We start from the raw sequence: 26710 nt of genomic DNA, 5'->3' as shown, positions 1-26710 counted from the left end.
GGATGGTTATAGGACTTTTTCAAGACCTCTTGGAAGGAATGCACCAAAAGTTTTTAGGAAAATAATGCGTAAACGTCCGAAGTATCTGTTGTTCTGCCCAGAATTAGAAGGCATGAATACCATTTTATATGTCATCAACAATGAAGTGTTTATTTACAGAATTGTTGAAATGGAGAAGTATAAATTAGACGACTATATGAAGAATAGGACGGCTATTGTGGATTCATGATGCCCAATTACAATATGCCCATAGGCAAAACGGCACTATCGCTAAAAGCATGTCCCACGCTTTCGGTCATGCGCCGTTCTTTTCTCGTTCCTCGAAAAGTGCGTTTTCTCGCCATGACAATGTCCGAGCAAGCTCGACATTGTTCATTGGGCTTAACGAAGACGTTCATCTTTCGTGTTTTGACATAATACACACGGCCATGTAGACAAAAGAACAAAAGACATAAGAACAAAACATGAAGAAGTGCTCTTTACTTTTTCTTCATTATGTGCCACTGGAAAGACGCTTTCAACTTGTAAAGATACGCCGGCCTTACCAAGCGAACATTTCTTACGTATTACGTCAATATTTGGCTGTATTCCGTAATGTTTAGCGATCATCGCTAAACAAGACGGTCCACAGTCCATAGCATCTTTCTGTTTGACAAAATCCATGATTATGCGATTAAATACCCGTACATACTACAAGCGAAGAAGTTGGTCGCTGCTCTTTATCTTCTGATTTCTTTGTTTGTTGTTGAAACGATAGGAGACAGTCAATCCTATAATCTGTCTATCTTGGTCTTCCGTCTGTCTAAATAATAATCCTTGATAGTATACTTCATAACGTGAGATGTCTTGTCTGAACACATCATTCCAATACAGGGAGACTGACAGGGTTTCGTGTAACAATCTTTTCTGTACGGACAGGTTTAGAAGATGTCTTTCCTCGGTCAGGAATACTCTAAAATAGCCTTTCCCTGTATATTCGTAATTAACATTAACGTCAAGCCAAGGGAGAACCAAGGTGTTTTGCATTTGAAGATATGGCACAGGCCGACTGAGTGTCTCTGTATGCTCATGCTTTGTTGCAAGATAGTTGATATGATGAATATAAGCTAAAGTAAGAGATGGTTTGTACCAATCGAATGACTTGCTGTAATTCATCATAACAGTGATGTTATGCTGTTTCTCCAGATTATACCACGAACTTTTGACCATATCATAATCAGAAGAAGACACCAATGTAGAAAGTGCCATTATTGGCGACTTCACGTATTGATATTTGGCGGAGAAATAAAAGTTATTCCAAGACAGAGCGTAATCAAGTGTGCTGTTCCTCTGTGGTCTTAGCATCGGATTGCCTTCTTGAAACTTATAATGATTGAGATAATAGCTATATCCACCGATAAATCCGAGGGGTGGCCGTTGCATATCATACTTGAAACTTATTTGGTGAGAGGTGTTGCCTAATGAAAATGACAAGGACGCATACGGCAAAAGCTGGCTGCTGTTTTGCTCCGTTTTTTGTGTATCCTGCTGAAAGGTGTTACGAGTGTTCTCGTATCTCATACCGATTTGTGCCTGATAGTGATTGCCTTGATAAGTAAGTCCCATATAAGCTGCAGAAATAAGCTCTTTAGTTTCAGAGTTTCGTTTCTGCATGCTGCGACTATATTCTAATCTATTCTCATTTGTGATGTAATCGAATTGTCCGCCTAATTGAGCAGACAATCTCTGATGGAGAGGGTAGATAAAATGTGGGTTGATTGAAAACAAATTGTTCGTTACACGGTTCGCTACGTTTGTCGCTTCGTTGGAGTTAGAGAATACTTCTTCGGTATTTTGTGTTCTCTTGCTATGCGTTGCTGCATAGTCGGCAGCCAAAGAAAAAGCCAATCCTCGCTTGTCGGTATAGTTGTAGTTGAGGGCAACATGTTTGTAGTCCAACTTATCATTGAGTTTAGAAAGACTATGAAACGACACTTTGCTTTCTGAACGATTGATTACATCATTTGTAGCGTTGCCAGTATCGTTTATTCTTGAAACAAATCCGTCGAACATAAGCGACAGTTTGTGAGATGATGACAATTGGCAATCTACGCCAAAGTTATAATTTAACTTCCGTATATCACTCGGATATGATACCAAATTAGTATGGCTAAGGAATAAAGGCACAGATGTATTGTCTATGGACGAAAAGGCAATGTCTTGAAAACTCTTTTTCTTGTAGCTTGCATATTGCAATGTTCCATAAAGTGTAACATCTTTGAAGGCATAGATAGCATTCAGGTACTCATTATGTGACCAAGCCCTGCTCTTTCTTACAGTTGCCTGTGTGTTGAGAGTTAATCTATCAAGGGGAACTGATGTCGTAATCATGATAACGGCTTTCACGTTGCCTCCATATTCAACCCCAGGGTTATTGTTTACAGCAATGTTCTTTATGTCCTTTACGCTCAGTGTCGCTATCTCGGCATAAGACTGTACTTTTCTGCCATTGACAACATACAATGGTGCCGCTCCACTTATTGTTATGATATTACCGTCCCTCTCTACAACACCAGGCACAGAAAGCAATAGTTCTTTGATGTTGTTTCGGTTAGCAAGATATGTTCCGGCCACATTTACCTCAAGATTACCCGAACGGTTCATCTTCACAATGCGTCGCGATGCTCTTTTAACAACCTCCTTGAGCTGATACGTTTCTTTTTCGATAAAAAAAACCGTACGAAGAGAGTCTAAACTAAAAGTGGATGGCTTATATCCAAGCGCAATTATTTTTAACAAGCAATCTGTACATCCTTTAGTGTCAAGTGTGAACTTGCCATCCTCCGTGGCTACAGTAGCATTTATATAAGTGCTATCTCTTGTTATTAAACTGACCGTTGCGTACCCAACGGCATCCTTGTTATCCTTGGCCAGCACAACTCCAGATATACTTTGAGCTAATGTTGGGAAGGAGAACAGCACAAATAGAAACAACACTCCCAAAAATTTATTCATCATGCGAATTTGTATTTAGATGACAAAATGAAACGGGGTCATAAAAACCACGGCCTTCATACATAGGTCTCAATCTGCAATGCTTTAACATACATCTTGTGGAAAATCTACATCCTTAATTCCGCAACATTTCAACCTAAGTATTAATATAAGTGCCTGAACAACAAAAGTTGCTCAGTGTTTTGTCTTGTTGCAAAATTCACTCCACTTAGTGCTGAAATCAAAAGTGTTAAACCAAGCAACAGACAATGGCAAAAGTACAAATAAAATCTGATAATTTCACTGCTTTTGGAGGAGTATTAACGACAGAAACGTGTATATGGCAGCCTTGGCCTTTGGAGGAAAAATATACTTACCGCTGCATCACGACCAACGATTACGAGATGAGCCTCTTAGACGTTGTGCACTTCTACAACCAAAGGGGGAGCAGTGAACGCATCTTCGATGAACTCAACAACGGCTTTGGCTGGCGGCATCTACCCAAATCCTTTATGGCAGAGAATACCGTTTTCTTAATTGTGACGGTGCTCATAAGAAACCTCTACAAGCTACTTATGAGTGATGTCGACATCAAGTGTTTCGATCTGAAGAAAAAAGCAGAATCAAAAACTTCATCTTCAAACTGGTCTCAGTCCCTGCCAAATGGAAAAGGGCGGCATGTCGGCAAGTCCTAAACGTATACACCACCTAGCCAGTCTATGCAACCATTTTCAACAACGGTTTCGGATAAGCACACCTCTTTTCAGGTTATGTTTGCGTAGCCCTCCAACACGCCACATGGGGTAAGGGAAAACTGTGTGTCTTAGCTCCAAAAACAAGCTAAGTAGAATAGAATATGTTACAAAAAAAGAAGGAGATGGGTTCAGGCCGACATAAGTTAACGTTTAAGCAACTTTGCGGATTTTAGAAACATAAAAAGCCAAAACAGTCTTTATGTAGGATTTAAGAGATTATGGTTGGGGTTGGGTAGGCGGAAAGGGGATGGCGTTAGGCCGTGAGCAGGAGGAAACCTTGTCCATTGGTTTACCGCAAGACATTGCGGCGTGTGAAATCGGGTATCATTACGGGCATCGACCCATGCTCGATAGATAGTTTTGAGAGTTCGGCAATGCAACACCATTCCGCTAAGTCGTACACGTCCATGTCTAGTGGCAAGCCTTGTTGTAGGCATTGAGCCAGGCGTAAGTCCATAAAATAAGACATGCCGCCGCGCGAGTCGAGCTGCTTGGCCATACTAATAGTTTGGGCGGAAAAGGGTGTGGTATAGCGATTGAGCAATGTTTCTATTTGCAAAGTGCTCAAAGACGCATTGCCTTCGGCAATATCAAGGCCCACTTTAGTGGCTGCATTGGGGCTAAGTAGCATTTCGGGAATAGGATATTTTGCCGCATACCCATGTGTGCCAACCACTTGAAACATGCGGCTATATGGGCGCGGCGTCATCACGTTATGCTGTATAAGGATTGTTTTGCCCTTCATGGTTCGTATCATGGTAGAGGTTTGGTCGCCGTTGGCAAAGCTGTCGCTGGCTTTTCCCATCACCTCTTTATATACTTCCTTGCCCAAAAAGGGGGCGGTGTGCATGGCGGTAAGGTAGTGTAAGTGGTCGGTGCGGTGGATGTCTAGCAGCTGACAGGCAGGCCCGATGCTGTGTGTGGGATAGACGTCGCCACAGGTAAGGCGGTTATATTCCATGCGCCAGGGTGTCCAACGGTGACCAATGGGATGTGCATAACCGCCTTCGACATGCACCACCTCGCCGAACAACCCCTCACGAACCATCTCACGCACGGCCATTTCAAAATGGTCGTACACAGCGTTTTCAAGCATCATGCAGTGTTGTTGTGTGCGTTCGGCAGTGTCAACTAGTTGCCAAATGTGGTCGAGAGTTAGGGCGGCAGGCACTTCCACGGCCACGCATTTGCCGCACTGCATGGCATGGAGGGCAATCGGCACGTGCGAAAGCCAGTCGGTACACACATAAACGAGGTTTAATCCCTGTTGTTGGCACAGCTGATGATAGGCGTTTTCGCCCCAATATGCGGTGGGGCGTGGCTGGCCTAGCTGTTCAACGTGTTGCGCTGCCTCTTCTGCGGCTTGCCTAGACACGTCGCACACGGCTACAATCTGCACGTTCGGGATGTGGCACCATCGCGTAACGGCCATTTGTCCACGTGCACCCACTCCTACAAATGCCACTTGTAAAAGGGGCATGGGCGCGAGGGCTAACGACAAAACGTCGCGCTGACCAGCAACGCGAGTGGGTACAGGGGTTTCTAACGGACGTGCCGCAGGCATGGTTTCCATTGATATAACGTTTTAAAAATCACTGCAAATATACAAAAAAATGGGATAGAACGTGAGGTTTTAAGTTTGTGAGTTGATTAGTTTTTGAGTTTGTAAGTTGGTGAGTTTTTGAGTTTGTAAGTTGGTGAGGGTGTGAGTTTATGAGGGTGTGAGGGTGTAAATTTTTGAGTTTTGGTGTTAGTAAATTCGTGAGTTAATAAGTTGGTTAGTTTACGATTAGGTTAGTTCATGAACTTACTAACACCGAAACTCATAAACTCAAGAACTTATAAACTCGCCAACTTACAACCTCATAAACTCAAGCCCCACCAACTTACAGCCTCATAAACTCACAAACTTGCAAACTCACAAACTCAAAACTTGTAAACTCACCAACTTACAAACTCATAAACTCACCAACTTAAAATCCTACAATATGTTTTACAAAACAGGTGTCGTTCGCCACACCATTCTAGCGAAAAACTAGCCTGCAAAACAAGCGATTTGCTGCAAAATGCAGCAAATCGCGTTTCTTTTTTAGTCCATTTTTAAGAAGGCAGCCTGCATTTTGCACCGTTTTGCCTTTCTAGTTTGGTTGTCAGCTCGTATTTTTTTATGCCCCAAAAGTTACTTTTAGCCCCTAAAACCCCACTTTTTGATGGTTATTTTGCCCTTTTTGCCATGTTTTTCATGGCTCAAAAAGGGTTTGTTAATACCATTGCAGTGGATATATATGCTTAATCGCCTTGCGTTTAGCACCAAAATGCACTGCGTTTAGTACCAAAATACACTGCGTTTAGCAGCAAAACGCACTGCGTTTAGCGGCATATTGCACTGCATTTAGCTGCAAAACGCACTACATTTAGCGGCAAATAGCTCCGAAATGGGTGCAAATGATGGTGTTTTGAAATAAATATTCATTTTGCCTGCATTCACATGCTGTCCCTTTTTGCACCAAAAGCAACCCTCGCGAGAATCGATTTTTTGCGGTAGGGTGAGCGGCTGGTGGATAAAAATGGCACTCATAATGTTAAAATCTATGCTGAAAAACGGACAAAATGTAAGTCTGTGAGTAGGTAAGTTGACGAGTTGACGAGTTTACAAGTTAACGAATTTACAAGTTAACGAGTAGACAAGTTAACAGGTTAGCGAGTAAACAAGGTGACAAGTTAACCTGCCGTCTGCAATGCGTCAGCTGTAAGTGTCCAATCTGCCTTTACTTTATCTCACCCGTTTTATAAAAGTTAAGCAGGTGGATGTTAAGAATGGCCATGTACTTACTTTGCAGTTCGTTTTGCTGAGCGGTAACAAGATTGTTTTTACCAGTCATCAGTTCGATGATGTTTTTTAGTCCGAGGTTGAACTGCTCGTTCAGCAAGTCGTAGCTTTGTTGCGCGCTTTCAACACTCACCTTAGCAGCCTTGTACTTGTTTTGGTTGTTGGTGGCTTGCAACCAACATTCCTCGATATTAGAATAAAGGGACGTTTGCTTATCTTGCAATTCGAGCATCGAACTCTGCCTCTCGAATTGCGCCCTGTTAACGGCCGTGCGCTTATTGCGATTGTCGAAGAGCGGAATGCTGAGGGTGAGGCCCGCGCTCATGTCGAAGTTGGTTTTTATTTGCGTGCCCCAGGCATTGTTGCTCATTGATGTGGTGTTCGTTCCCATGCTTGCGCCAAGGCTAAGCGTGGGCAGATTTTGCGCCTTGGCCACCTTTATGCTTGTTTCGGCGCCGTTGATGGCTAGCTGTGCAGCCTTTAATTCGGGTCGCCAACTGATGGCTTGGGTATACACCTCGCTAACCGAAGGAATGGGTTGTAGCGCCATTTCGCCGGTGGTTGCAGGCACCGCCACTTCGAAAGGTGCACTGTCGGTGATTTGCAAAAGCTGTTTAAGCTGGCGCTTAAAGTCGGCCAATGTGCTCTGTGCCGAAAGCACATTGTATTCTTCTTGTGCTCGCTGTGCGGTGAGTTGTGCCAAGTCGGCTTTGCTCATCTTCCCCACGTTCAGCATCTCTTTTCCTCGTTCCTCGTTTCGTGCACTCGTTTCTAAGGCCTGTTTGCTTACGTTGATGGCCTCTGCCGAATATAAAATCTGTACGTAGAGTTGCGCAATGCGTTCTTGTATGGTGGCAGCCGATACCATAGCTTCGGCCTCGGCTTTGCTCATTTGCAGCTGGTTAAGGGCAATGGTGTTGCGGTTGCGGTTCCCGTTCCACAGCGTCCATTGGGCATTGATAACGTATGTGCCGTTATAAAACACCTTGTCGACACTCGATTGTACCGAGCCGTTGGCTACTCGCGCCGCTCCTGTTTCGGGCCACGGCCGATAGTTTACGTTTTGCGATGTGGAGGCCGATACCGAAGGCAACAGCTCGGCCTTGCTGTGCAGCATCTCTTCTTCGGCCGACTTAACGGCAATGCGTTGCTTTTGCAGACTGATGTTGTGCTGCATGGCGTGGCTTATGCAGTCTTTCAATGTCCATTGGTGGGTTTGGGCAAAGAGCATGGTGGGCAAGGCAAAGAGTATGCCTAGGCTTAGGGTCCATTTCTTCATTGTATGAATAGTTGATGGGTTTACGAGTTGACGAATTGACAAGTTCACGAGTTTACGAATTTATGTGTTGGCAAGTTGACGAATTGAGCGGGTGGTGTGCCTGTTTCGCCATAGGCCTACTGTTTAACAAAGCGTTTTATCGTTGCTCGAAAAGTGCGTTTTGTTGCCAATTAGACACAAAAAGAGCCGAAAAAGTTTACAAAGACGATGGTCTTTAACAATAATTTGTGGTGTTGTGGCTGCGCATTGAGAGCTTGAAAGCATACCAAAGTGTTGGCAAAACGCATTTGCATCCGTGTCTACACCTCGCCGAAAGGCAAGCGGAATGTGCAACCTGCCTTCCAATTGCTGCATCCGTAAGCCCCTTTGCCCTTGATGATAACTCCTTGCTTGCATTGCGGACAGGGCTTACCCACAATGCTCTCGTGGGCTTGGAGGGTTTGCGGTGCGGTTGGTTCGGGCGTGGCCGAGCCCTTTGTTGCGTTCTGCGCCTTGGTCTTTGGGTTGGCTTGCGTTTTGGCTTTTGGTGCGGATGCCTTCTTCTTGGCGATGGTTTTCTTGAGGTCGTCTTCGGTGGTGATGGTGATGTGGCGGTTGGAGTTGTCGGCCAACACCTCGTTGACGATTTGGGTTATCTGCGCTTTCAGCTCGTTAACAAACTGCTGCGCATCGTAGTTGCGGTGCTCGATGTCGCGCAGTTTCTTTTCCCAAATGCCAGTTAGTTCGCAACTTTTCAGCAGTTCTTCGCGAATGATGCCAATCAGTTCGATACCCGTTGGCGTGGGCAAAAGGTTCTTTCGCTCGCGACGGATGTAGTGGCGTTTAAACAAAGTCTCGATAATGCCGGCTCGCGAAGAGGGTCGGCCGATGCCATTCTCTTTCAACGCACTGCGCAACTCTTCGTCGTCGACGAATTTACCCGCCGTTTCCATGGCGCGCAAGAGCGTTGCCTCGGTGTAGAACTTAGGCGGAACGGTCCACTTCTCGCTCAGCGTGGGCGTGTGCGGACCCTTTTCGCCCTTGGTAAAGGTGGGTAGCGTGCGTTCTTCGGTCGTTTGTTTGGTCGACTCTTCATCGTTGTTGTTGGTGTTCGTTTCTTTGGCGTAAAGCACACGCCAGCCCTGTTCCAATATCTCTTTGCCCGTGGCTTTCAGCTCAATGTCGTCTACTTCGCCCGTCACGGTGGTGGTAGAAAATTTGCAATCGGGATAGAACACGGAGATGAAACGCCGCGTAACGAGGTCGTACACGTTGTTTTCCATATCCGAAAGTGCGCCTGCCGGAACGCCCGTAGGGATGATGGCGTGGTGGTCGGTAACCTTCGACGAGTCGAAAACCTTCTTGCTTTTGTTCAAAGCCTTGCCTAATAGCGGCTGCGTGAAGGTTTCGTAGCCGCGCACACCTTTTAATATAAGGGGACATTTGGGGTAGATGTCGTCACTAAGATATTGCGTATCTACACGCGGATAGGTGGTAAGTTTCTTTTCGTAGAGGCTTTGTATGAGGTTTAGCGTGGTTTCGGCCGAATAGCCGAACTTGCGGTTGCACTCCACTTGCAGCGAAGTGAGGTCGAAGAGGTGGGGCGGAGCCTCCGTTCCTTTCTTCTTCACAACGCCCGTTATCTCAAAATCTTTGTCGGCAATGGTGGCAAAGGCGCGTTCGCCCTCTTCCTTGTTGGTGAACTTGCCCTTGGTGGCGGTGAACAGCGTGTCGCGATAGATGGTTGAAAGCACCCAATAGGCTTCGGGTTTAAAGTTGTCTATCTCTTTCTGCCTGTTAACGATGAGGGCGAGGGTGGGCGTTTGTACGCGCCCGATGCTTAGCACCTGTCGGTTTTGCCCATACTTCAAGGTGTACAGGCGCGTGGCGTTCATTCCTAAAATCCAATCGCCAATGGCACGGCTAAGTCCTGCTAGGTATAGCGGTTGGTATTCGCTTTGGTCTTTAAGGTTAGCAAAGCCCTGGCGTATGGCCTCCTCGGTGAGCGACGAAATCCACAATCGCTTAACAGGGCATTTGGCTTGCGCCTTCTGCATCACCCACCTTTGTATCAGTTCGCCTTCTTGTCCGGCATCGCCGCAGTTCACAATTTCGTCGGCGTTTTGCATGAGCCGTTCAATCACTTGGAACTGTTTTTCGATGCCGCGGTCTTCAATTAGCTTTATGCCGAAACGTTGGGGTATCATGGGAAGCGCGCCCAAACTCCACCTTTTCCAATTGTCGGTGTAGTCGTTGGGTTCTTTTAGGGTGCAGAGGTGGCCAAAGGTCCACGTCACCTGATACCCGTTGCCCTCCATGTACCCGTCGCGCTGTGTTGTTGCGCCTATTACAGAGGCGATGTCGCGCGCTACGCTGGGTTTCTCGGCTATGCAAACTATCATCTTCTATTATCTAATTAAGACTACAAAGTTAGGAATTTTATTTTTAAAATGGCGCGCGTGGTGAGCCTAACTGGTTTAAGGCAGGTTGTAAATGTTCTCTACAAAGGCGCAAACCTTGGCTCTAAGTGCTGCTCTACGCGGTATTTTTTCGGCAGGCCGTCTAAGAACTTGCCTTGGAAAAGGCGTTGTTTGCACACTTTCTGTGCATGAAAAACATAAAAAAAAAACTGTGGCAAAATCGCCCTTCGTCTCGCAAAAGAATGCTAACTTTGTCGCACTACAACATGTTGAACCCTTAAAAAAAATAAAGCGAATGAACTTTCTGAATTTGGCAAAAGAACGATTTTCTGCACGTGCTTTCAGTGCACAAGTAGTGGAAGAAGACAAGGTGAACTATCTTTTGGCGTGCGCCCAACGTGCACCCTCGGCCTGCAACAAGCAGCCGTGGCATTTTGTGGTGGCGCAAACGGAGGAGGCTCGGCAGAAGGTGCAACAGTGCTACAACCGCGATTGGCTGAAAGCGGCACCCCTATACATTATTATATATGCAGCCGATGACAGGGCTTGGGTGCGCGAAGAGGACGGCAAGAACCATGCTGACATTGACGCAGCCATAGCCATTGAGCACCTTTGCTTGGCTGCAACAGCTGTGGGTTTGGGCAGTTGCTGGGTGTGTAACTTCGATGTTGCGGCATTGCAAGCGGCCTTCCCGCTAGGCAAGGAGTGGCATCCCGTGGCCATTTTGCCCATCGGTTATCCTGCAAACACGCCTTCCAAGCCGTCGCCTCGCAAGGAAATTGGCGAAATCGTGTCGCGTTTCTAGTGCTTGAACGCATGCAAAACACAACCTTAAAAGTGAGAAAAAGCGCGGCGAAGAACCACATAAAGGCTTCACGTCGCGCTTTTTTACAAATTTAAACAGAGTGTCAAAAAGACAATTGACATACGCAAACAACAAGTTGTCGCTATTGGATAATCGCTCTTTTCGTTACTTTTTGCAACATATTTTACAGCTAAGGTTTATTTCATTACAAATCATTCGCAACGCAGGCGCATGGTAAACGAAAAATATCCACTAAAAAATTTGGCAGGAATAGCAAAAAAAACTATCTTCGCACCATCAACTACCAATTAACGATAAAGGCGAGTCCTAAGAGCCACCTACAATGGGTTGCAGAATTTTAGCTGAACAAGCTTGGCTCATTTCCCCAACGAGGCGTAGCAAGCTATGCAACGTGAAGGAAAAGCAGAAGGCACTAAGCGAAAAACGAAAAGCCATGAAGGGATGCACAACGCCACTAACCCGTGCAGGCCTTAGGACACGCACAAGGATGTCTATATTACTAAAAACATAAACGAATATGAAGAAGTACAATTTTAATGCCGGCCCCTCAATCCTACCTAGAGAAGTTATCGAGAACACGGCGAAGCAGATTTTAGACTTTAATGGTTCTGGACTTTCTCTCATGGAGATTAGCCACAGGGCAAAGGATTTCCAGCCCGTTGTTGACGAGGCCGTTGCCTTAATTAAAGAATTGCTCAGCGTTCCCGAAGGATATTCGGTTATATTCCTCGGTGGCGGTGCTTCGTTACAGTTTACCCAAGTGCCCTGCAACTTCCTTATTAAGAAGGCTGCCTATCTTAATACGGGCGTATGGGCAAAGAAATCTATGAAAGAGGCTAAACTTTACGGCGAAGTTGTGGAAGTTGCCACATCGGCCGATGCCAATTTCACTTATATCCCAAAGAACTTTGACATCCCCGCAGATGCCGACTACCTGCACGTTACCACCAACAACACCATCTACGGAACGGAAATCCGCAAGGAAATAGACTCGCCAATACCACTTGTCGGCGATATGTCGTCGGATATTTTCAGCCGTCCCGTTGACGTTTCCAAGTACGACTGCATCTACGCTGGTGCCCAAAAGAACTTGGCAATGGCTGGTGTTACCGTTATCATCGTGAAGAACGACAAACTGGGACGCGCTCCCCGTCAAATCCCAACCATGCTCGACTATCGCACGCATGTTGACAAGGGCTCGATGTTTAACACGCCACCTGTTGTTCCCATCTATTGTGCACTCGAAACGCTACGCTGGATTAAGAAGAGCGGCGGTGTTGAGGCAATGGACAAGAAGGCCATCGAAAGAGCTAAGATAATTTATGATGAGATAGACCGCAACCGCCTTTTCCGTGGAACGGTGAAAGAAGAAGACCGCTCGCTGATGAACATCTGTTTCGTGATGAACGAAGACTTTGCCGAGTTGGAGAAACCTTTCATGGAGTTTGCAACGCAAAAGGGTATGGTAGGCATCAAGGGCCACCGCGACGTTGGCGGTTTCCGAGCAAGCTGTTACAATGCCATGAGCATCGAAGGCGCAGAGGCTTTGGTGGCTTGCATGAAGGAATTCGAGGCTAAACTTTAGTTTGCAGATAGATTTTTCGTATTCAAGTGGTGGGCCGTGTGCCTCGTTTTAGGCCTCGACCCACCTTTATTTATTCACCTTAAGTATATACAATTTTCCTTATGAAGGTACTTGTTGCTACTGAGAAACCTTTTGCCGCCAATGCGGTGAAAGCCATTAAAGAAGAGATAGAAAAGGCAGGACACGAACTTGTTTTGCTAGAAAAATATACCGAGAAGGCACAATTGCTCGATGCCGTGAAAGATGTTGAGGCCATGATTGTGCGTTCCGACAAAATTACGCCCGACGTAATGGATGCCGCTCCCAAACTTAAAATCATCGTTAGGGCTGGTGCCGGCTACGATTCCATCGATACGGCGTACGCCAAAGAGAAAGGCATCATCGTAGAGAACACCCCTGGACAAAACGCCAATGCCGTGGCCGAATTGGTGCTTGGCTTGCTCGTTTATGCCGTTAGAGCGTTCTTCAATGGCAAGTCGGGTTCAGAACTTATCGGCAAAAAGCTGGGATTGTTGGCTTTCGGAAACGTAGGTCGCAACGTGGCTCGCATTGCTAAGGGTTTCGGTATGGACGTTTATGCCTACGACGCTTTCTGTCCTGCCAACGTTATCGAAGAGGCTGGCGTACACGCTGTGGCCAATCAAGAGGCTTTGTTCGACCAATGCGACATCGTTAGCTTGCACATCCCTGCTACACCCGAAACAAAACAGAGCATCAACTATGCGCTCGTTAACCGCTTGCCCAAGGGTGGCATATTGGTTAACACTGCCCGCAAGGAAGTGATTAACGAGGCCGAACTGCTCAAACTTATGGCCGAACGCGAAGACTTGAAGTTCGTTACCGACATCAAACCCGATGCCGATGCCGACTTCGCTAAGCTGGAAGGCAGATATTTTAGCACGCCTAAGAAGATGGGCGCACAGACTGCAGAGGCCAACTTCAATGCAGGGCTGGCCGCAGCTAAGCAAATTAACGCATACTTCGCTGATGGATGCACCAAGTTCCAAGTAAATAAGTAACACAGACTATGGCAACGATAAGACCATTTAAAGGCATCCGCCCACCCAAAGAACTGGTTGAGAAGGTGGAATCGCGCCCCTACGACGTGCTAAGCTCCGAAGAGGCTCGTGCAGAGGCCGGAGATAACGAGATGAGCCTGTACCATATCATCAAGCCTGAGATTGATTTCTCGCCCGATACATCGGAGTACGACCCCAAAGTTTACGAGCAAGCTGCACGTAACTTCAAGAAATTCCAAGACAAGGGATGGCTCGTACAAGACGAAAAACCAGCTTATTACATCTATGCGCAAACCATGAACGGCAAAACGCAGTATGGTTTAGTGGTGGGTGCTTTTGTTGAGGACTACCTAAACGGGACCATCAAGAAACACGAACTGACGCGCAAGGACAAGGAAGAGGACCGTATGAAACACGTTCGCGTGAACGATGCCAACATCGAACCGGTGTTCTTTGCCTATCCAGACAACAAGGTGCTTGACGAACTGATTAACAAGTACGTTAAGAACAACGCACCTGAGTACGACTTCATTGCGCCTATCGACGGTTTCGGACACCAGTTCTGGGTTATTTCCGATGCTAACGACATCGACGTTATCACAAAGGAGTTTGCTAAAATGCCTGCTCTTTACATCGCCGATGGTCACCATCGCTCGGCCGCTGCCGCATTGGTTGGTGCCGAAAAGGCCAAAAACAACCCCAACCACAAGGGCGACGAGGAGTATAATTACTTCATGGCCGTTTGTTTTCAAGCATCGCAACTCACCATCCTAGACTATAACCGCGTGGTGAAAGACCTTAACGGACTTACTTCTGCCCAGTTCTTGGAGAAACTGGAAAAGAATTTCGACGTGCAAAAGAAGGGCAAAGAAATGTATCATCCCACTGGGTTGCACAATTTCTCACTCTATCTCGATGGCGAATGGTACAGTCTCACAGCCAAGAAAGGCACTTACAACGATGCCGACCCCATCGGCGTGCTTGATGTCGACATATCTAGCCGACTGATTCTCGACGAGATTTTGGGCATTAAAGACCTTCGCACCGATAAGCGTATCGACTTCGTGGGTGGCATTCGTGGCCTAAACGAACTGAAAGAACGTGTAGATAGCGGTGAAATGAAGATGGCTTTGGCCCTCTATCCCGTGTCGATGCAACAGATTATGGACATCGCCGACAGCGGAAAGATTATGCCACCGAAGGCCACTTGGTTCGAACCAAAACTGCGTTCGGGGCTTGTAATACACAAGTTGAGCGATTAACATACCCTCATATCAAGGCCGTCGGGCATGCTTTTGGAGTGCGCTATTGTGCGTAGAAAGCTGCCCGCGGCTTTTTTATTGCTATTTTTGGGCTTGGTTTTTAGGTCAGCCAAGCCTCGTTCGTCTATAAGGTATGCCGAACCGAGAGTTGAAAATAGGCTTGTATTGGCTTGCTTATTGGTGAAGTTTAAGTTTTTAAACTTGTTAGTTTTTGAGTTTGTTGGCTTTTAGTTTGTAAGTTCCTGAGTTTGTAGGTGAACCCGTCTAGGCTTTTATTATTTCTATAAATTGAGAGAATTTTGTTGTCTTTGTGATGTCAACACAAAACAAACACTCCTCTCATATACGAAGTGCAGAACAAATCAACTCACTGGCTTATAAACTCCTGAAAACCCAACAACTCCCGAAAACATCAGCTCATCAATTTACAATCTCAAAAACTCACAAACTTATAAACTCATAAATTTATAAACATAGAAACTAACAAACTCAAGAAGTCTAGAACTCTAGAACTCCAATATTTATAAACTTAGAAATTAACGAACTCAAAAAATCAGGAACTCAAGAACTCAAAACCCATAAACTGATAAACTCAAAAGTTTAAATTATTATCTTTTATTTTACAATACCGCTCTAATTTTCACTCCGTTCTAGCGAAAATGCAGGTCAAAAAGTAGGTAAATTACTACTATTTCCAACCTTCCGCACCTTTTATCATGTCCACTTTTAAGGACAAAACCTGCATTTTGCACCATTTTAGCTTTCTAGTTTGGTTGCAGGCTCGCAATTTTTCAAGTCCCAACCCCAGCATTTTACCCCTAAAACCCCACTTTTTAACGACCATTTTGCCCTTTTTTGCCATGTGTTTCATGGTTTGAAGAGGTTTTGTCTGTACCATGACACTGAATTTTTATGCACATCCTCTTGCATTTTTCACCATTTTGCACTGCATTTTGCAGCATTTTACCTTGCATTTTGCACCAAAACGCACTGCAATTAGCACCAAAACGCACTGCATTTAGCACCAAAACGCACTGCATTTAGCGGCATATTGCACTACATTTTGCCACAAATAGCCAAAAAAATGGTGAAAGCTGCTGTTTTATAAAATAAATATTCATTTTACTCCATTCACAAGCTACCCCCTTTTTGCATCAAAAACAACCTTCGCGAGAATCGATTTTTTGCGGCAAGGTGGGCGATTGGTGAACGGAAAGGGCACTCATAATGTTAAAATCCATACTGAAAAATTGACGATTTCCAAGTTTTCAAGTTGACGAGTTCCAAGTACCAAGTTTCAAGTTGACGAGTAACCATTCAGCAATGAAGCGTACAAACCATTATTGATTATCAACAAGTTACACAGGTAGACACATGCAAAATCTGGTAAAGTAATGTCATTTCGAGCCTTTTTACCACGACATTACGTTTATAAGTTCTTGATAACCAACGTTCATTATTGCTGAATAGTTACAGTTGACGAGTTGAAGGGTTAACGAGTAGACGAGCGTGTTGGTTCGTGAGTTTATGAGTTGGGGGCGGGGGTGTTTATGAGTTGGCGTGGGAGAGTTTACGAGTTTGCGAGTTGACAAAGATTGTTGTCCACTCTGTATAAGTCATTTGGCTTAACTCTTTAACTCCGTCAATCTTCTTAGGCGAGTTTATGAGTTCATTCCTTTTTCAAAGCATAACCACATTTTGCCACTGATAAATGGCTCAGGATTTCAAAGGTTACAGTGCCTTTGTAAAGTACTTCGCACATGAGAGAAAGGTCTATCTTGGTTTATTATTGCCTCACAAAGCTCATAAACTCCTCTCAATTTATAGAAATATTATAGCCAAGCAAAATTAGATATGGAAAGCCATAAGTGCATCGTAAGCAAACTGATAACAACAATTTTCCAAAAACAATTATGTTTGACTATAAAAGTAAAGGCGACTTCGGTTTCCGAATTCTGGGACCTGTAACTTTTTCTTTCGGCTTTTCCCAATTGATAAGCCCATAAGCTTTTTTTTGAACGAACATACGTGCCATTGCATCCCCCACCCCCGATAGCTGATAAGCTTGCTGCATACTTACTCATGTTAATTTACCCGTTGCCCCACAACCGCCTAAACAAAATTAACGTTTTCGTTAAGCCAAATGAACAACGTCGAGCTTGCTCGAACATTGTCATGGCGAGAAAACGCACTTTTCGAGGAACGAGAAAAGAACGTTTTCGTTAAGCCAAATGAACAACGTCGAGCTTGCTCGAACATTGTCATGGCGAGAAAACGCACTTTTCGAGGAACGAAAAAGAACCTTTTATTTTATACTCTCCTCAATACATGGAAAATAAAAAACCGCGTGTTCAATTCAAGAACACGCGGCATTTTCTGTTGTTATACGTTGATGAAAATAAAAAATGACGAGACAAGCCGTTGAACTATTAACTTACTTACTTGTAAATCTGCTAACTAGCCAACTTGTTAAGCCGTGTAAACTGGCTATCTCGCTAACTTGTTTAACAGTTAACTCGTTAACTTATCAACTTGTAAACCCGTCAATTTGTCAACTCATCAACTTGTCAGCTCACTCAATATTCCACAATTGCTGTCTCTTTTGTTTCAGGGTCGTAAACCTTTTCCCTAATCTTAAACACCTGCCATTCGGCCATAGCTACCCAGTTTTTACCAGAAGTTGCCGACTTAATTTTAAACCAGACGTAGCGGAAAGGCTTATCGCTCTTAATACTTCGTGCCGATTCGTACACAGCCTTCTTGTCGCCAGGCAGGTTGGCGAACGAGGCCAGCTTGCGTGTTCCCGTTTCGTTGGCATAATATTCAGGAGTGTTTTCAAAGGCGTCGCTTACGAGCACATCCATTTCCTTGGGGTTGTCTTTATTGTTGTTGTTGCGACATACATAGCGGAATTGCAAGGCCGTGCGCTCTTGTCCCAAGTCGAACACAATATAATGAGGGAAGGGTCGGGGCGCACTCCAACTCATGTGGAAGTAAGTATTCTCGTTTCCGTCTATCAAAGCAGACAGTGGGCCTTCGCTAGATTCGGGGTCGTCGCTCCACACTTGGTTAGTTTCAAAAGTCAACTGGTCTTTAAATGTTTCATAAACGGTCTTTGTAGCCGCCCCTGCTTGCGCCGTAATCTTGGCCACATCGCCTCCTGCCCCAGCCTCGCTGAAAGGCTGCAAGCTATATTCTATTTCGCCATAGCGGGCCAGCAGGTTGTCTATCTTGATAGAATCGCTATAAACACTTGCCAAACGCATGCGCACTTGTTCTTCGCCAGGCACCTGATATGTCACCTTAATATACTTATAAGTGGGATTTTGGGGTATCGTCCACCTGATGATTACAGCCCCTGGTGCCTTGTCGTACCTAAGCGTTTGGGCATCTAACGATGTAGGCGCAGGCCCATTGTCGTCTTTGCTGCACGAGCAGAAAGCACCCACCGCACATAGGCAGACTATGGATAATATGATATTTTTCATTTCGTTGAATGTTAAATGTTCGTGTTACCTGTGGTCACCCGTATATCCAGGATTATTCACAAGGTGTGGATTCTTGTTAATGTCGTCAATGGGGATGGGCAATAGGTATTGCGTAGGCGACTCAAACTTACGTTCGTACTGAATTTCTTTCAACCCAGCAAACTCCTCTATGGTGGTGGCATTGATGTTTAAGCCTTGTGCCTTTTTGTTAAAGCATTCACCAGCCAACATCCACCTGCGCATATCCCAGAAGTTTTGGCACTCCAAATAAAACTCAGCCATACGCTCTTGACGCACAATCTGGCGCAGCTTAGCTTGGCCGAGTGTTACGCCAGCGCGTGCCCACGACGTTTCAACATCGGGAATACCTGCCCTTTGGCGCACCTTGTTGAGGTAAGTCTTGGCCGTTTCAAGGTCGCCCGTTTCCACGCAAGCCTCTGCATAACCCAAGTAAAGGTCGGCCAAACGGATAACAGGGAACGGCATCCATTCGCGCGAACCAACTCCGCTTGCAGATACAGCCGTATTTGGACTAACAAATTTCTTATTGAGATAGCCGCCAGGCGAATAGTTGCCAGTGCGCTTTAATGCCGCCGTACCTAAGCTGCAATTACCTCCTAGAACAAAATCGCACACCAAACGCGAGTCGGTAGTGTTCTTTTGCCCATTGCTCATGGTGTAAGCTGGGTTAGAGGGGTCGTTCTGCACTTCATAATAACCACCTTGGAAAGCCACCCAAGCATAATAGCGGGGCTCGCGGTCGAGGTTAAAGACAATGGTTTTCTTTCCAGGCTGGCCCTCGTCTTGGTGAGCCGAGTCGATGGCCACCACTTGCAGCTTTTCTGTGTCCTTAAATTCGGGGTCTTCATCCCAAGGCAATCCGTTCTTGGTATAAAAACGATTAAGCATTGCCCATGTGGGACAAACGCCATTCCACGCCCAGCCTGAGGCACTGAAAGGCAACGACTTGCTCAACACGCCATACCATCCCTCGCCTCTTGTTTCGGCCAATAGCACCTCTGGGTTAACTTCTTGGTAGTCGAGCGAGAGCAAACGCAGGCAGCGCACAGGCCCGGCAGCAGGCCATTGGTTTTTGCTGGCGTCACCAATAAAACGGTCTTGCTTGGTGTAGAGATGATAACCATTCTGTTCGGCAAAGTCGATGGCCTCTTTCATGGCGTCGCGCGCCTTCACCCACTTGTTGGCATCGTAGGCGGTAGGCATCAGTTGTGTGCCATTGTCTGGGTCGCGCATATTCTTAAACAGTTCGGGAGCACGTTCGTTAAACAATGGCGAGGCTGCATAAAGCAGCATTTTGGCTTTCACCGCCTTGGCTGCCACACTTGTGGCAAGGCCATACTGTATTTGGTCGCGCCTTACAGGCAGACCAGCAGCGGCAGCATCCAACTTATCGCATATCCATTGTACACACTCGTCGTAAGGCGTGCGATGAGCAAAGTCTTCTACCTTGGTTTCGATATTGGGTGTTTCTTTCACCAAAATAATCGGGCCATAGCATCGAGCCAGCATATAATGGTAATAGGCAATAAGGAATTGACCCTGCGCCTTATAGTCGGCCTTCTTCTCATCGTCCATGTCGGGTGTTTTGTCTACACCCTCCAAGAACATGTAGCACTGCCTAATTCCTTGAAAGAAGTCGTTCCAATAGGATATTACAGGAGAAGAGGCCGTGTAATTTCCCTTAGGGAAAGCTGCAAACGTTTCGTGTTCGAAGGCAGTTGTAACCTCGTCTCCTGTAAAGAAGTCGAGCGAACCCTGCGCCAAATTCGACTGTGGAAGATATGCGTAACACGAATAGAGGTACTTCTCGGTCTTGTTGTGGTCCGAATATGTGTCCTCTTTCGTGGCGTTCTCGTCTGGAACGATGTCCAAGAAGTTACACGAAACGAACGCGAACGTCACTGCCACGGCCATGAAAATTCTATATATTGATTTCATCTTGATGTTCGGTTATAGTTATTTGAATGTTAACTGCAAGCCAATGTTAAATGTTCTTTGCAGGGGATAGCTCATGCCTGCGCCTCCACCCATTTCGGGGTCCCACAGCTTGAATGCCGAGAAGGTAACAAGGTTGCTGGCACTGGCGTAGATGCGGCCATATTTAAACTTATAGCCCACCTCGAAATTCTTCAAACGAAGGAATGCCGCGTTGCGCAACCAATAGCTAGATGATTGCATGTTGTTGTGGTTATTATACTTGGTTAGGCGTGGATAGCGCGCATTGGGGTTTTGGTTGTCCTTGCTCCAATAGTCGTCGGCAATCCATTGCAACACATTTCGTTTGCTTTGCGTGCCAAATGGCTCAAAATCATTCATCATCAAACTTACGTTTGCCTGCCCCTGGAAGAAGAAAGAGAGGTCCCACTTCTTATAAGAGATAGATGGGCCAAAGCCGTAAACGATTTCGGGAATATATGGGTAGCCTAGTTGCACGCGGTCGTTAGCGTCTATCTTGCCGTCGTATTCTCCGTTTTGGTCAGGTTGGTCGGCGTATTTCACGTCGCCAGGAGCAATGGCAATATTGCCCAAAGTAGACTTCGGGCTATTTGCGATGTCGGCCTCGTCGATATACAAGCCGTTTGCAACATACCCCCAATAGGATTTCAGTCTCTTACCCACCATTCTAAGGGCAGGCCTGGTGTCGGCTGCCTCATCGTATTCAAGCACTTTGTTGCGAGCGAAGGTAAACGTTCCACGGAATTCCACAGCGAGGTCTTTGGTTATGTTCTTGCCATAATCCACAGCCAAGTCCACGCCCCAGTTCTTAACCTTGGCCAAGTTGCCATAGATGTCTGTTTTTGCCGTACCAAAGTAATTAGGTATTGAGCCTTTCTTTTGGAAGATGTTGCTGCGAATTTCGCGGAAAACATCGACGGTAAGCTTAACGTCTTTCACTGTTAGGTCGAAACCCACGTTGAGTTTGCGCCCCACTTCCCAGGTAAGGTTCGTGTTTTCGAAACGTTTAAAAACAGGGCCTTTAAGATTTCTGCTCTGGCTGCCATAACCTGTGGAAAACTCTGGACTCTTTTCTAAGTCTACGATAGCTTGGTATGCAAAACGTTCTTGCCCCACTTGATCGTTACCCACCAAACCGTAAGAGGCTCGCAATTTAAGTTGCTGTACCGTTTTCTTCAATGATTCGAAGAAAGGCTCTTCGCTAACGTTCCAACCCAACGAAACCGAGGGGAAGAAACCCCAACGATGGCCTTTGGCAAAACTTTCAGATCCGTTATAACCTGCATTAAGTTCCACCATATAGCGATACTTATAGTCGTAAGAAAGTCTTGCGGCCAAACCCATACGACGTTTGGGCAGCGACGCCAAGAAGTTGTCATTACTATTTACATTGGAGTTGTACTCGTCAATGTTAAACAAGGCCATACCACTAACTGTATGATCGCCAAAGCTGCGGTTATAGTCCAGGTATGTTTGGAAATAGTACCTGCGGTTGCCGTTTGTGTAGAAGTAATTGTTCAATATATACTTCTGCGGGTCTGCAATAGGTTTCACCGTCATGTCGTACCCACCATCGGTAGCGGGGTTTGCAGCATAGTCGGTAAGCTGGTAACGGTTGTAGTCCTGCACCCTGTACTTGTAGTTGATGGTGTAGTTTTTGAAAGAGAACAGCGTTTTGAACGATAAGCCCTTGGTGATGAAATCTAGCTTTTGCTCGAAGTTAAGATTGGCCACCACCGTACTTTCAAAGTCGTCGCGATATCCTTTTGTTGCCTCGGCCATGGGGTTAAGGGGATTGTAGTTTCCTGCCAACAAGCCTCCCCAACGATACCAATCGTCTTCGCCCTTGGGATACATGATGGGGAAGTCTACTGGATTGGCGCCCATAATAGAACCAAACACCTCTTTCGTTCCTCCACCCTTCTTGTCTGTGAGCATACCGTGCATGTCGGTCAGTTGCACATTGAGGTGAAGTGACAGTTTAGATGCCTTGGAAATATTGAAGTCTACGTTGTTTTGAAAGGCATACTTCATGTAGCTGGTGCCGTTGTCGTACGAAAAATACTTGCTGGAAACATCTTTAAGCATGCTGGTTTCGTGGCTGGCGTTGATGTTCATGAAGTAAGTAATCTTCGATGTACCGCCACGCACATTGAAATTGGCACGTTGGTTCCACGTTGCATCCTTGAAAATTTCCTTATACCAATCTACGTTAGGATACACGTAAGGGTTAAGTCCACGCATCGTGCCGTTGATTTTGTCTTCCGAATAAAGCAAATCGCCCGACCCTTGGTTTGTCACCGCCTCGTTATACATGCGCATAAAGGTAACGCCGTCTACGGTTTTGGGTACGTTGATGGGTGTGTTTATCCAGCTTTCTACACGCATGCCGATAACAGGACGGTCGAGGTCGGCACCCGATTTGGTCTTGATAATGAGCACTCCGTTGGCGCCACGCGTACCATACATGGCCGTTGCTGTGGCGTCTTTGAGAACAGAGAAACTCTCAATAATTTCAGGGTCGATGGCGTTAAGGTCGTCCTTAGTTATTTCCACGCCGTCCATCACGATGAGTGGAGAGGTTGCACCATTCATGGTAGACACGCCACGCACAAAGAAGTCGGCACCATTGTTTCCTGGTTCGCCGCTGCGCTGATAGGCGATAACACCCGACAACCTACCAGCAAAGGCGGTGGAAAGGCTTGTTGCAGGCACTTTCAGGTCGTTGGGCCTAACGGTTTGGATAGAACCCGTAACCGTTTCCTTCTTTTGGGCAGTTCCGAAAGCAGTGATAACGGCACCTTCGAGCATCTGAGCTTGGTCTGAAAGAGTGATGGAGAGCACCTTCACGTCGGTCACTTTGATTTTCTTGGTGGTGTAACCAAGGTACGACACTTCGAGGGTTGAACCCTTCGTAGCACGGATTTCAAAACGTCCGTCTACGTCGGTGGCTGTTCCCTCGGTTGTACCAACCACCTTCACAGTGGCACCCACTAGCGGTTCGCCCGTGTTAGAGTCGGTTACTACACCCACGATTTTTGGTGCCGTACTGTTTTGTGCAGGCGCAAGGGTTGCCTTTAAGCCGTTGGGAGTCGCTGCAACACTGAGCCAAGGCATGCCAAGCGACCAACCGCTAGCATGGACTTGGGTCTGCAACGCAGGGGCGAACATAAGTAAAGCCACGCCCGACACAGTACAACACAACTTTCTTGTTAACGTTGTTTGTGATTGCATAATTGGGTTTTTAGTTTAAAGATTGTAACTTTTAAATGGTTTGCTGATTTTAATAGCTGTTCCTTTTAGATTTAGTTGTAAGCAACATCCTATATCATCCAGTAGAGAATTGCGACACAAAAGTAACTATTTTTTTAAACTCTACGAGCAATTTTGCCAATATTTTTATTATTCCTTCATTAAATAACGTTAAACAAAGAAAAGCTAAGAGCATTACAAAAAACAACCCAAATCGGTTCATCAAAGGACATCTTTCAATATTTCCTCTAATGAACCGATTTGGGTTAAATCACAAACTAAAACGGGAAAGGGCAGACTAGTCAAACTAATCGGGCTACTCCCAACTTAATTCTTGGTCTTTTCCCATATTATTTTGGGAGCCACTCCCAATTAATTTCTAGGCTTTGCCTACTTAATTTTAGAACCATCCCTAGCTTAATTAGACTGATCCCCATAAAAGTATTGGGCTAGGCGATTGGTCTTTTGCCACCCCCTCACACCTTACAGCCACACTTTTTTCTTGACCTTTCGGCTCTCGTTGCTCATTCGGTCGAGTGCCGTAACCACATATCTGTATTTCACTTGCCCCTTATCGTAAGGCAGCTTAATCCACTTATCGTGCGTGATAGCCACAATTTTGGCAGGATTGTCAATGTCAATGTCTTCTCCTTGGGCAAATCTGTACACCACATACTTTTGTGCAAAGTCGCCCCATCGTTTTCCTTTGGGCTCTTCCCAGAAAAGTACAAGGCCGTCGCTAGTCCAAACCGCTTTAAGATGTTTGGGCTTTTTGGGGCGTTTATGGTCGATAAAGGGCATGAGCGGTTGCAGGGCAGGAGTTTTCCAATAATATGTTCGCAATGCCGAACCGTAGTTACCCATGTTGTCGGCCACGGCTTTGGCATACCATAGCACAGCCCCTTGCACGTTGGGTAAGTTTCGGCGCAGCTTAAACTTGGCCTCCATCTGGTTGGTTTTGGGGTTGTTTAGGTCGGGTTCCTTCACCGTTCGCTCCACGCTTTCACCGATATAAAGCGGTCTGTTGCCTGCATACTTGTTCCACCAAATGGCAAGTGTTTGGTAATCGGCAGTGGGATGACCTATTTTCCAATACAACTGGGGCACACAATAGTCCACCCAGCCGTTGTTCACCCATAGCAAAACGTCTGCGTAAAGGTCGTCGTAATTTTGCAAGCCAGCCGTTGCGCTGCCGTTAACAGGGTCTGATTTCTTATTGCGATAGATGCCGAAAGGCGAAACGCCAAACTTCACCCACGGCTTGCGGTCCTTGATGGTTTGGCCCAAGCGTTGTACAAAGGCGTTCACATTGTTTCTGCGCCAATCGTTCTTGTTGGTTATTCCGCCGTTATAGCGCATAAACTCCTTGTCGTCGGCAATGGTTTGGCCAGCAGCAGGGTAAGGGTAAAAGTAGTCGTCGATATGTATTCCGTCTACGTCATAGCGCGTAACGATGTCGTCTACCACGCGACAGATGTACTCGCGGTTCTCAGGCAAACCAGGGTTAAGTATCAGCTGACCATTGTAGGGGAACACCCTATTGGGATATAACGACGCCACATGGTTGCGTGCTAAGGCTGTTGTTCCGGCCGTCTTTGCGCGATAAGGGTTAATCCAAGCGTGAAGTTCCATGCCGCGCCGATGGCATTGGGTAATCATCCATCTGAGCGGGTCCCAGTAAGGCATGGGAGCTCTCCCTTGAACGCCCGTTAGGAAACGACTCCACGGCTCGATTTTACTTTCGTAGAGCGCGTCGCACTCTGGCCGAACCTGAAAGATGATGGCGTTAACACCATCGCGTTGCAGTTCGTCGAGTTGCTGTCTAAGCGTCTGTTGCATGGCGGCGGTGCTCATCCCTGTGAACTGTCCGTTTACCGTTTGTATCCATGCACCCCTGAATTCTCGTTTGCTGTGGAGCGAGGCAGCACTAAGTTGGGGTGCGCCTGCAAACAACATGGTAGCCAAAAGTGTGGCTATCATCATTAGTCTTTTCATTTCCTGTTATTGTTTTCGTGCAAAATTAGTCAAAACACATGTAATAACCGCCGTTTGAAATATAATATTATTTAAGTTGGTGAGTTATTGAGTTGGTGAGAGTTTACAAGTTCGCGAGTTTTGGAATTTTATTGCATCGCTATTTCCAAAACAAAAGAGGTTGGCGAGTTACTCGGTTCGCAAGTTTTGGAGTTCTATTGCATCGCTACCAAACACAAGAGAGGTTGGTGAGCTGCTCGGTTGGTGAGTCGTTGGAACTTTATTTCATGCTACCAACAAACGCTTACAAACTTATAACCTTGGAAGTGTTCGAGAGTGGAAGAAGTTGCCAACAATTACGAAACAGTGGAGAAAGTCTGCGAGGTAGTGGCCGAAACGCGCCTATCCAAATGAAAGCTTGTTGAGTTTGTTTCGCAGTTCTTCGGCTTTCGAACGTACAATGCTTAGCTTTATCTCGCAGGTGTTTTCGAAGTTGGTGGCAAGGATTCTTGCCTCCGACTCTTTTACCACACGCATCACGCCATTCATCATTACATAAGGAAAGGCAAACGAAACCGTTTCTTCTACCAGCCTGCTTACCATTGGGGCGTTATCGATAGCCAAGGCGGCCGCGGTGCGATAAGCCACGATTAGCCCGCCCGTACCCAGGTTTACACCGCCATAATAGCGAACCACCACCACGAGAATGTTGGTTAGTTCGTGGCTGTTTATCTGCCCAAGAATGGGTTTCCCTGCTGTGCTGCTGGGTTCGCCATCATCGTTAGCCCTAAATTCTTGTCGTTCGGAGCCTAACATATAGGCGTAACAGACGTGTCGCGCATCGTAATGTTGCTTGCGATAGTTGGCTAGCAGGTCTTTTATTTGCTCAACCGAGTCAACAGGGTGGGCATAAGCCAAGAACTTACTCCGTTTCTCAGTGTAAACGCCTTGCCCTATGTCGTCAATGGTTTTGTATTCGTCGTTCATCCTTCTATATATAAATAGGTGTGCCCCATGCCGAAGGATGGGGGTGTCTTGCAAAGTTAACACAAAAAGAACGATAAGGCGAAAGAAATTGTTCTTTTTCGTTC

14 protein-coding genes and 3 pseudogenes are annotated in these 26710 nt (G+C 46.1%); 6 read left to right on the top strand and 11 right to left on the bottom strand.

Annotation, left to right across the window (positions count from 1 at the left end):
• A pseudogene (locus tag HMPREF0670_RS16080) lies at positions 1-229 on the top strand (hypothetical protein); the annotation flags it as partial.
• A gap of 296 nt (positions 230-525) precedes the next feature.
• Here the strand turns inward: HMPREF0670_RS16080 and HMPREF0670_RS17495 are convergent.
• Positions 526-663 (bottom strand): annotated as a pseudogene (locus tag HMPREF0670_RS17495) (cysteine peptidase family C39 domain-containing protein); the annotation flags it as partial.
• 27 nt (positions 664-690) lie between these two features.
• A complete protein-coding gene (locus HMPREF0670_RS00140) occupies positions 691-2997 on the bottom strand; it encodes an outer membrane beta-barrel family protein (protein ID WP_009229130.1) in 2307 nt (768 codons plus the stop codon).
• A 335-nt stretch (positions 2998-3332) separates the two neighbouring features.
• Here HMPREF0670_RS00140 and HMPREF0670_RS00135 point away from each other — a divergent pair.
• Positions 3333-3685 (top strand): annotated as a pseudogene (locus HMPREF0670_RS00135) (transposase); the annotation flags it as partial.
• A gap of 332 nt (positions 3686-4017) precedes the next feature.
• On the opposite strand, the gene HMPREF0670_RS00130 reads toward HMPREF0670_RS00135, so the two are convergent.
• From HMPREF0670_RS00130 to HMPREF0670_RS00120, 3 genes are all read right to left on the bottom strand, one after another.
• A complete protein-coding gene (locus tag HMPREF0670_RS00130) occupies positions 4018-5301 on the bottom strand; it encodes a Gfo/Idh/MocA family protein (RefSeq protein WP_009229129.1) in 1284 nt (427 codons plus the stop codon).
• 1195 nt (positions 5302-6496) lie between these two features.
• Complete coding sequence (locus HMPREF0670_RS00125; protein WP_044077521.1) at positions 6497-7837, bottom strand: TolC family protein; 1341 nt, start codon at positions 7835-7837, stop codon at positions 6497-6499.
• 299 nt (positions 7838-8136) lie between these two features.
• Complete coding sequence (locus HMPREF0670_RS00120) at positions 8137-10218, bottom strand: DNA topoisomerase 3 (RefSeq protein WP_009229127.1); 2082 nt, start codon at positions 10216-10218, stop codon at positions 8137-8139.
• 313 nt (positions 10219-10531) lie between these two features.
• Between HMPREF0670_RS00120 and HMPREF0670_RS00115 the strand changes: the two genes are divergently transcribed.
• From HMPREF0670_RS00115 to HMPREF0670_RS00100, 4 genes are all read left to right on the top strand, one after another.
• Complete coding sequence (locus tag HMPREF0670_RS00115) at positions 10532-11041, top strand: nitroreductase family protein (protein ID WP_009229126.1); 510 nt, start codon at positions 10532-10534, stop codon at positions 11039-11041.
• 538 nt (positions 11042-11579) lie between these two features.
• Positions 11580-12647 carry a 3-phosphoserine/phosphohydroxythreonine transaminase gene (gene serC / locus HMPREF0670_RS00110; protein WP_009229125.1) on the top strand — a complete coding sequence of 356 codons (1068 nt, stop codon included), beginning with the start codon at positions 11580-11582 and terminating at the stop codon, positions 12645-12647.
• Positions 12648-12748: 101 nt separating this feature from the next.
• Positions 12749-13666 (top strand): NAD(P)-dependent oxidoreductase, encoded by a 918-nt coding sequence (locus tag HMPREF0670_RS00105; protein WP_009229124.1) that lies wholly within the window; start codon positions 12749-12751, stop codon positions 13664-13666.
• A gap of 8 nt (positions 13667-13674) precedes the next feature.
• The gene (locus HMPREF0670_RS00100) at positions 13675-14928 is read left to right on the top strand and encodes a DUF1015 domain-containing protein (RefSeq protein WP_009229123.1); all 1254 of its coding nucleotides are present in this window, start codon (positions 13675-13677) and stop codon (positions 14926-14928) included.
• Between the two features lie 688 nt (positions 14929-15616).
• Here HMPREF0670_RS00100 and HMPREF0670_RS16075 read toward each other — a convergent pair.
• From HMPREF0670_RS16075 to HMPREF0670_RS00060, 6 genes are all read right to left on the bottom strand, one after another.
• The gene (locus tag HMPREF0670_RS16075) at positions 15617-15826 is read right to left on the bottom strand and encodes a hypothetical protein (RefSeq protein WP_157579486.1); all 210 of its coding nucleotides are present in this window, start codon (positions 15824-15826) and stop codon (positions 15617-15619) included.
• A gap of 1678 nt (positions 15827-17504) precedes the next feature.
• Positions 17505-18416: a discoidin domain-containing protein gene (locus HMPREF0670_RS00080; protein ID WP_009229122.1), complete on the bottom strand. Its 912-nt coding sequence runs from the start codon at positions 18414-18416 to the stop codon at positions 17505-17507.
• 24 nt (positions 18417-18440) lie between these two features.
• Complete coding sequence (locus tag HMPREF0670_RS00075; RefSeq protein WP_009229121.1) at positions 18441-20375, bottom strand: RagB/SusD family nutrient uptake outer membrane protein; 1935 nt, start codon at positions 20373-20375, stop codon at positions 18441-18443.
• A gap of 18 nt (positions 20376-20393) precedes the next feature.
• Positions 20394-23627 carry a SusC/RagA family TonB-linked outer membrane protein gene (locus HMPREF0670_RS00070; RefSeq protein ID WP_009229120.1) on the bottom strand — a complete coding sequence of 1078 codons (3234 nt, stop codon included), beginning with the start codon at positions 23625-23627 and terminating at the stop codon, positions 20394-20396.
• Between the two features lie 501 nt (positions 23628-24128).
• Positions 24129-25640: a glycoside hydrolase family 10 protein gene (locus HMPREF0670_RS00065; RefSeq protein ID WP_009229119.1), complete on the bottom strand. Its 1512-nt coding sequence runs from the start codon at positions 25638-25640 to the stop codon at positions 24129-24131.
• A 381-nt stretch (positions 25641-26021) separates the two neighbouring features.
• Positions 26022-26606 carry an IMPACT family protein gene (locus HMPREF0670_RS00060; protein ID WP_009229118.1) on the bottom strand — a complete coding sequence of 195 codons (585 nt, stop codon included), beginning with the start codon at positions 26604-26606 and terminating at the stop codon, positions 26022-26024.
• Positions 26607-26710 lie beyond the last annotated feature (104 nt).

It is taken from the genome of Prevotella sp. oral taxon 317 str. F0108, assembly GCF_000162415.1.
GTDB classification, from domain to species: Bacteria; Bacteroidota; Bacteroidia; order Bacteroidales; family Bacteroidaceae; genus Prevotella; species Prevotella conceptionensis.
This window is presented reverse-complemented; position numbering and strand designations above follow the sequence as displayed.

What these genes read in the sequence shown, in the direction of transcription:
- HMPREF0670_RS00060 (WP_009229118.1), bottom strand. Translation starts at nt 26,606, where the DNA reads ATGAACGACGAATACAAAACCATTGACGACATAGGGCAAGGCGTTTAC.
- HMPREF0670_RS00140 (WP_009229130.1), bottom strand. Translation starts at nt 2,997, where the DNA reads ATGATGAATAAATTTTTGGGAGTGTTGTTTCTATTTGTGCTGTTCTCC.
- HMPREF0670_RS00070 (WP_009229120.1), bottom strand. Translation starts at nt 23,627, where the DNA reads ATGCAATCACAAACAACGTTAACAAGAAAGTTGTGTTGTACTGTGTCG.
- HMPREF0670_RS00105 (WP_009229124.1), top strand. Translation starts at nt 12,749, where the DNA reads ATGAAGGTACTTGTTGCTACTGAGAAACCTTTTGCCGCCAATGCGGTG.
- HMPREF0670_RS00115 (WP_009229126.1), top strand. Translation starts at nt 10,532, where the DNA reads ATGAACTTTCTGAATTTGGCAAAAGAACGATTTTCTGCACGTGCTTTC.
- HMPREF0670_RS00130 (WP_009229129.1), bottom strand. Translation starts at nt 5,301, where the DNA reads ATGGAAACCATGCCTGCGGCACGTCCGTTAGAAACCCCTGTACCCACT.
- serC (WP_009229125.1), top strand. Translation starts at nt 11,580, where the DNA reads ATGAAGAAGTACAATTTTAATGCCGGCCCCTCAATCCTACCTAGAGAA.
- HMPREF0670_RS00125 (WP_044077521.1), bottom strand. Translation starts at nt 7,837, where the DNA reads ATGAAGAAATGGACCCTAAGCCTAGGCATACTCTTTGCCTTGCCCACC.
- HMPREF0670_RS00080 (WP_009229122.1), bottom strand. Translation starts at nt 18,416, where the DNA reads ATGAAAAATATCATATTATCCATAGTCTGCCTATGTGCGGTGGGTGCT.
- HMPREF0670_RS00100 (WP_009229123.1), top strand. Translation starts at nt 13,675, where the DNA reads ATGGCAACGATAAGACCATTTAAAGGCATCCGCCCACCCAAAGAACTG.
- HMPREF0670_RS00120 (WP_009229127.1), bottom strand. Translation starts at nt 10,218, where the DNA reads ATGATAGTTTGCATAGCCGAGAAACCCAGCGTAGCGCGCGACATCGCC.
- HMPREF0670_RS00065 (WP_009229119.1), bottom strand. Translation starts at nt 25,640, where the DNA reads ATGAAAAGACTAATGATGATAGCCACACTTTTGGCTACCATGTTGTTT.
- HMPREF0670_RS00075 (WP_009229121.1), bottom strand. Translation starts at nt 20,375, where the DNA reads ATGAAATCAATATATAGAATTTTCATGGCCGTGGCAGTGACGTTCGCG.
- HMPREF0670_RS16075 (WP_157579486.1), bottom strand. Translation starts at nt 15,826, where the DNA reads ATGGTACAGACAAAACCTCTTCAAACCATGAAACACATGGCAAAAAAG.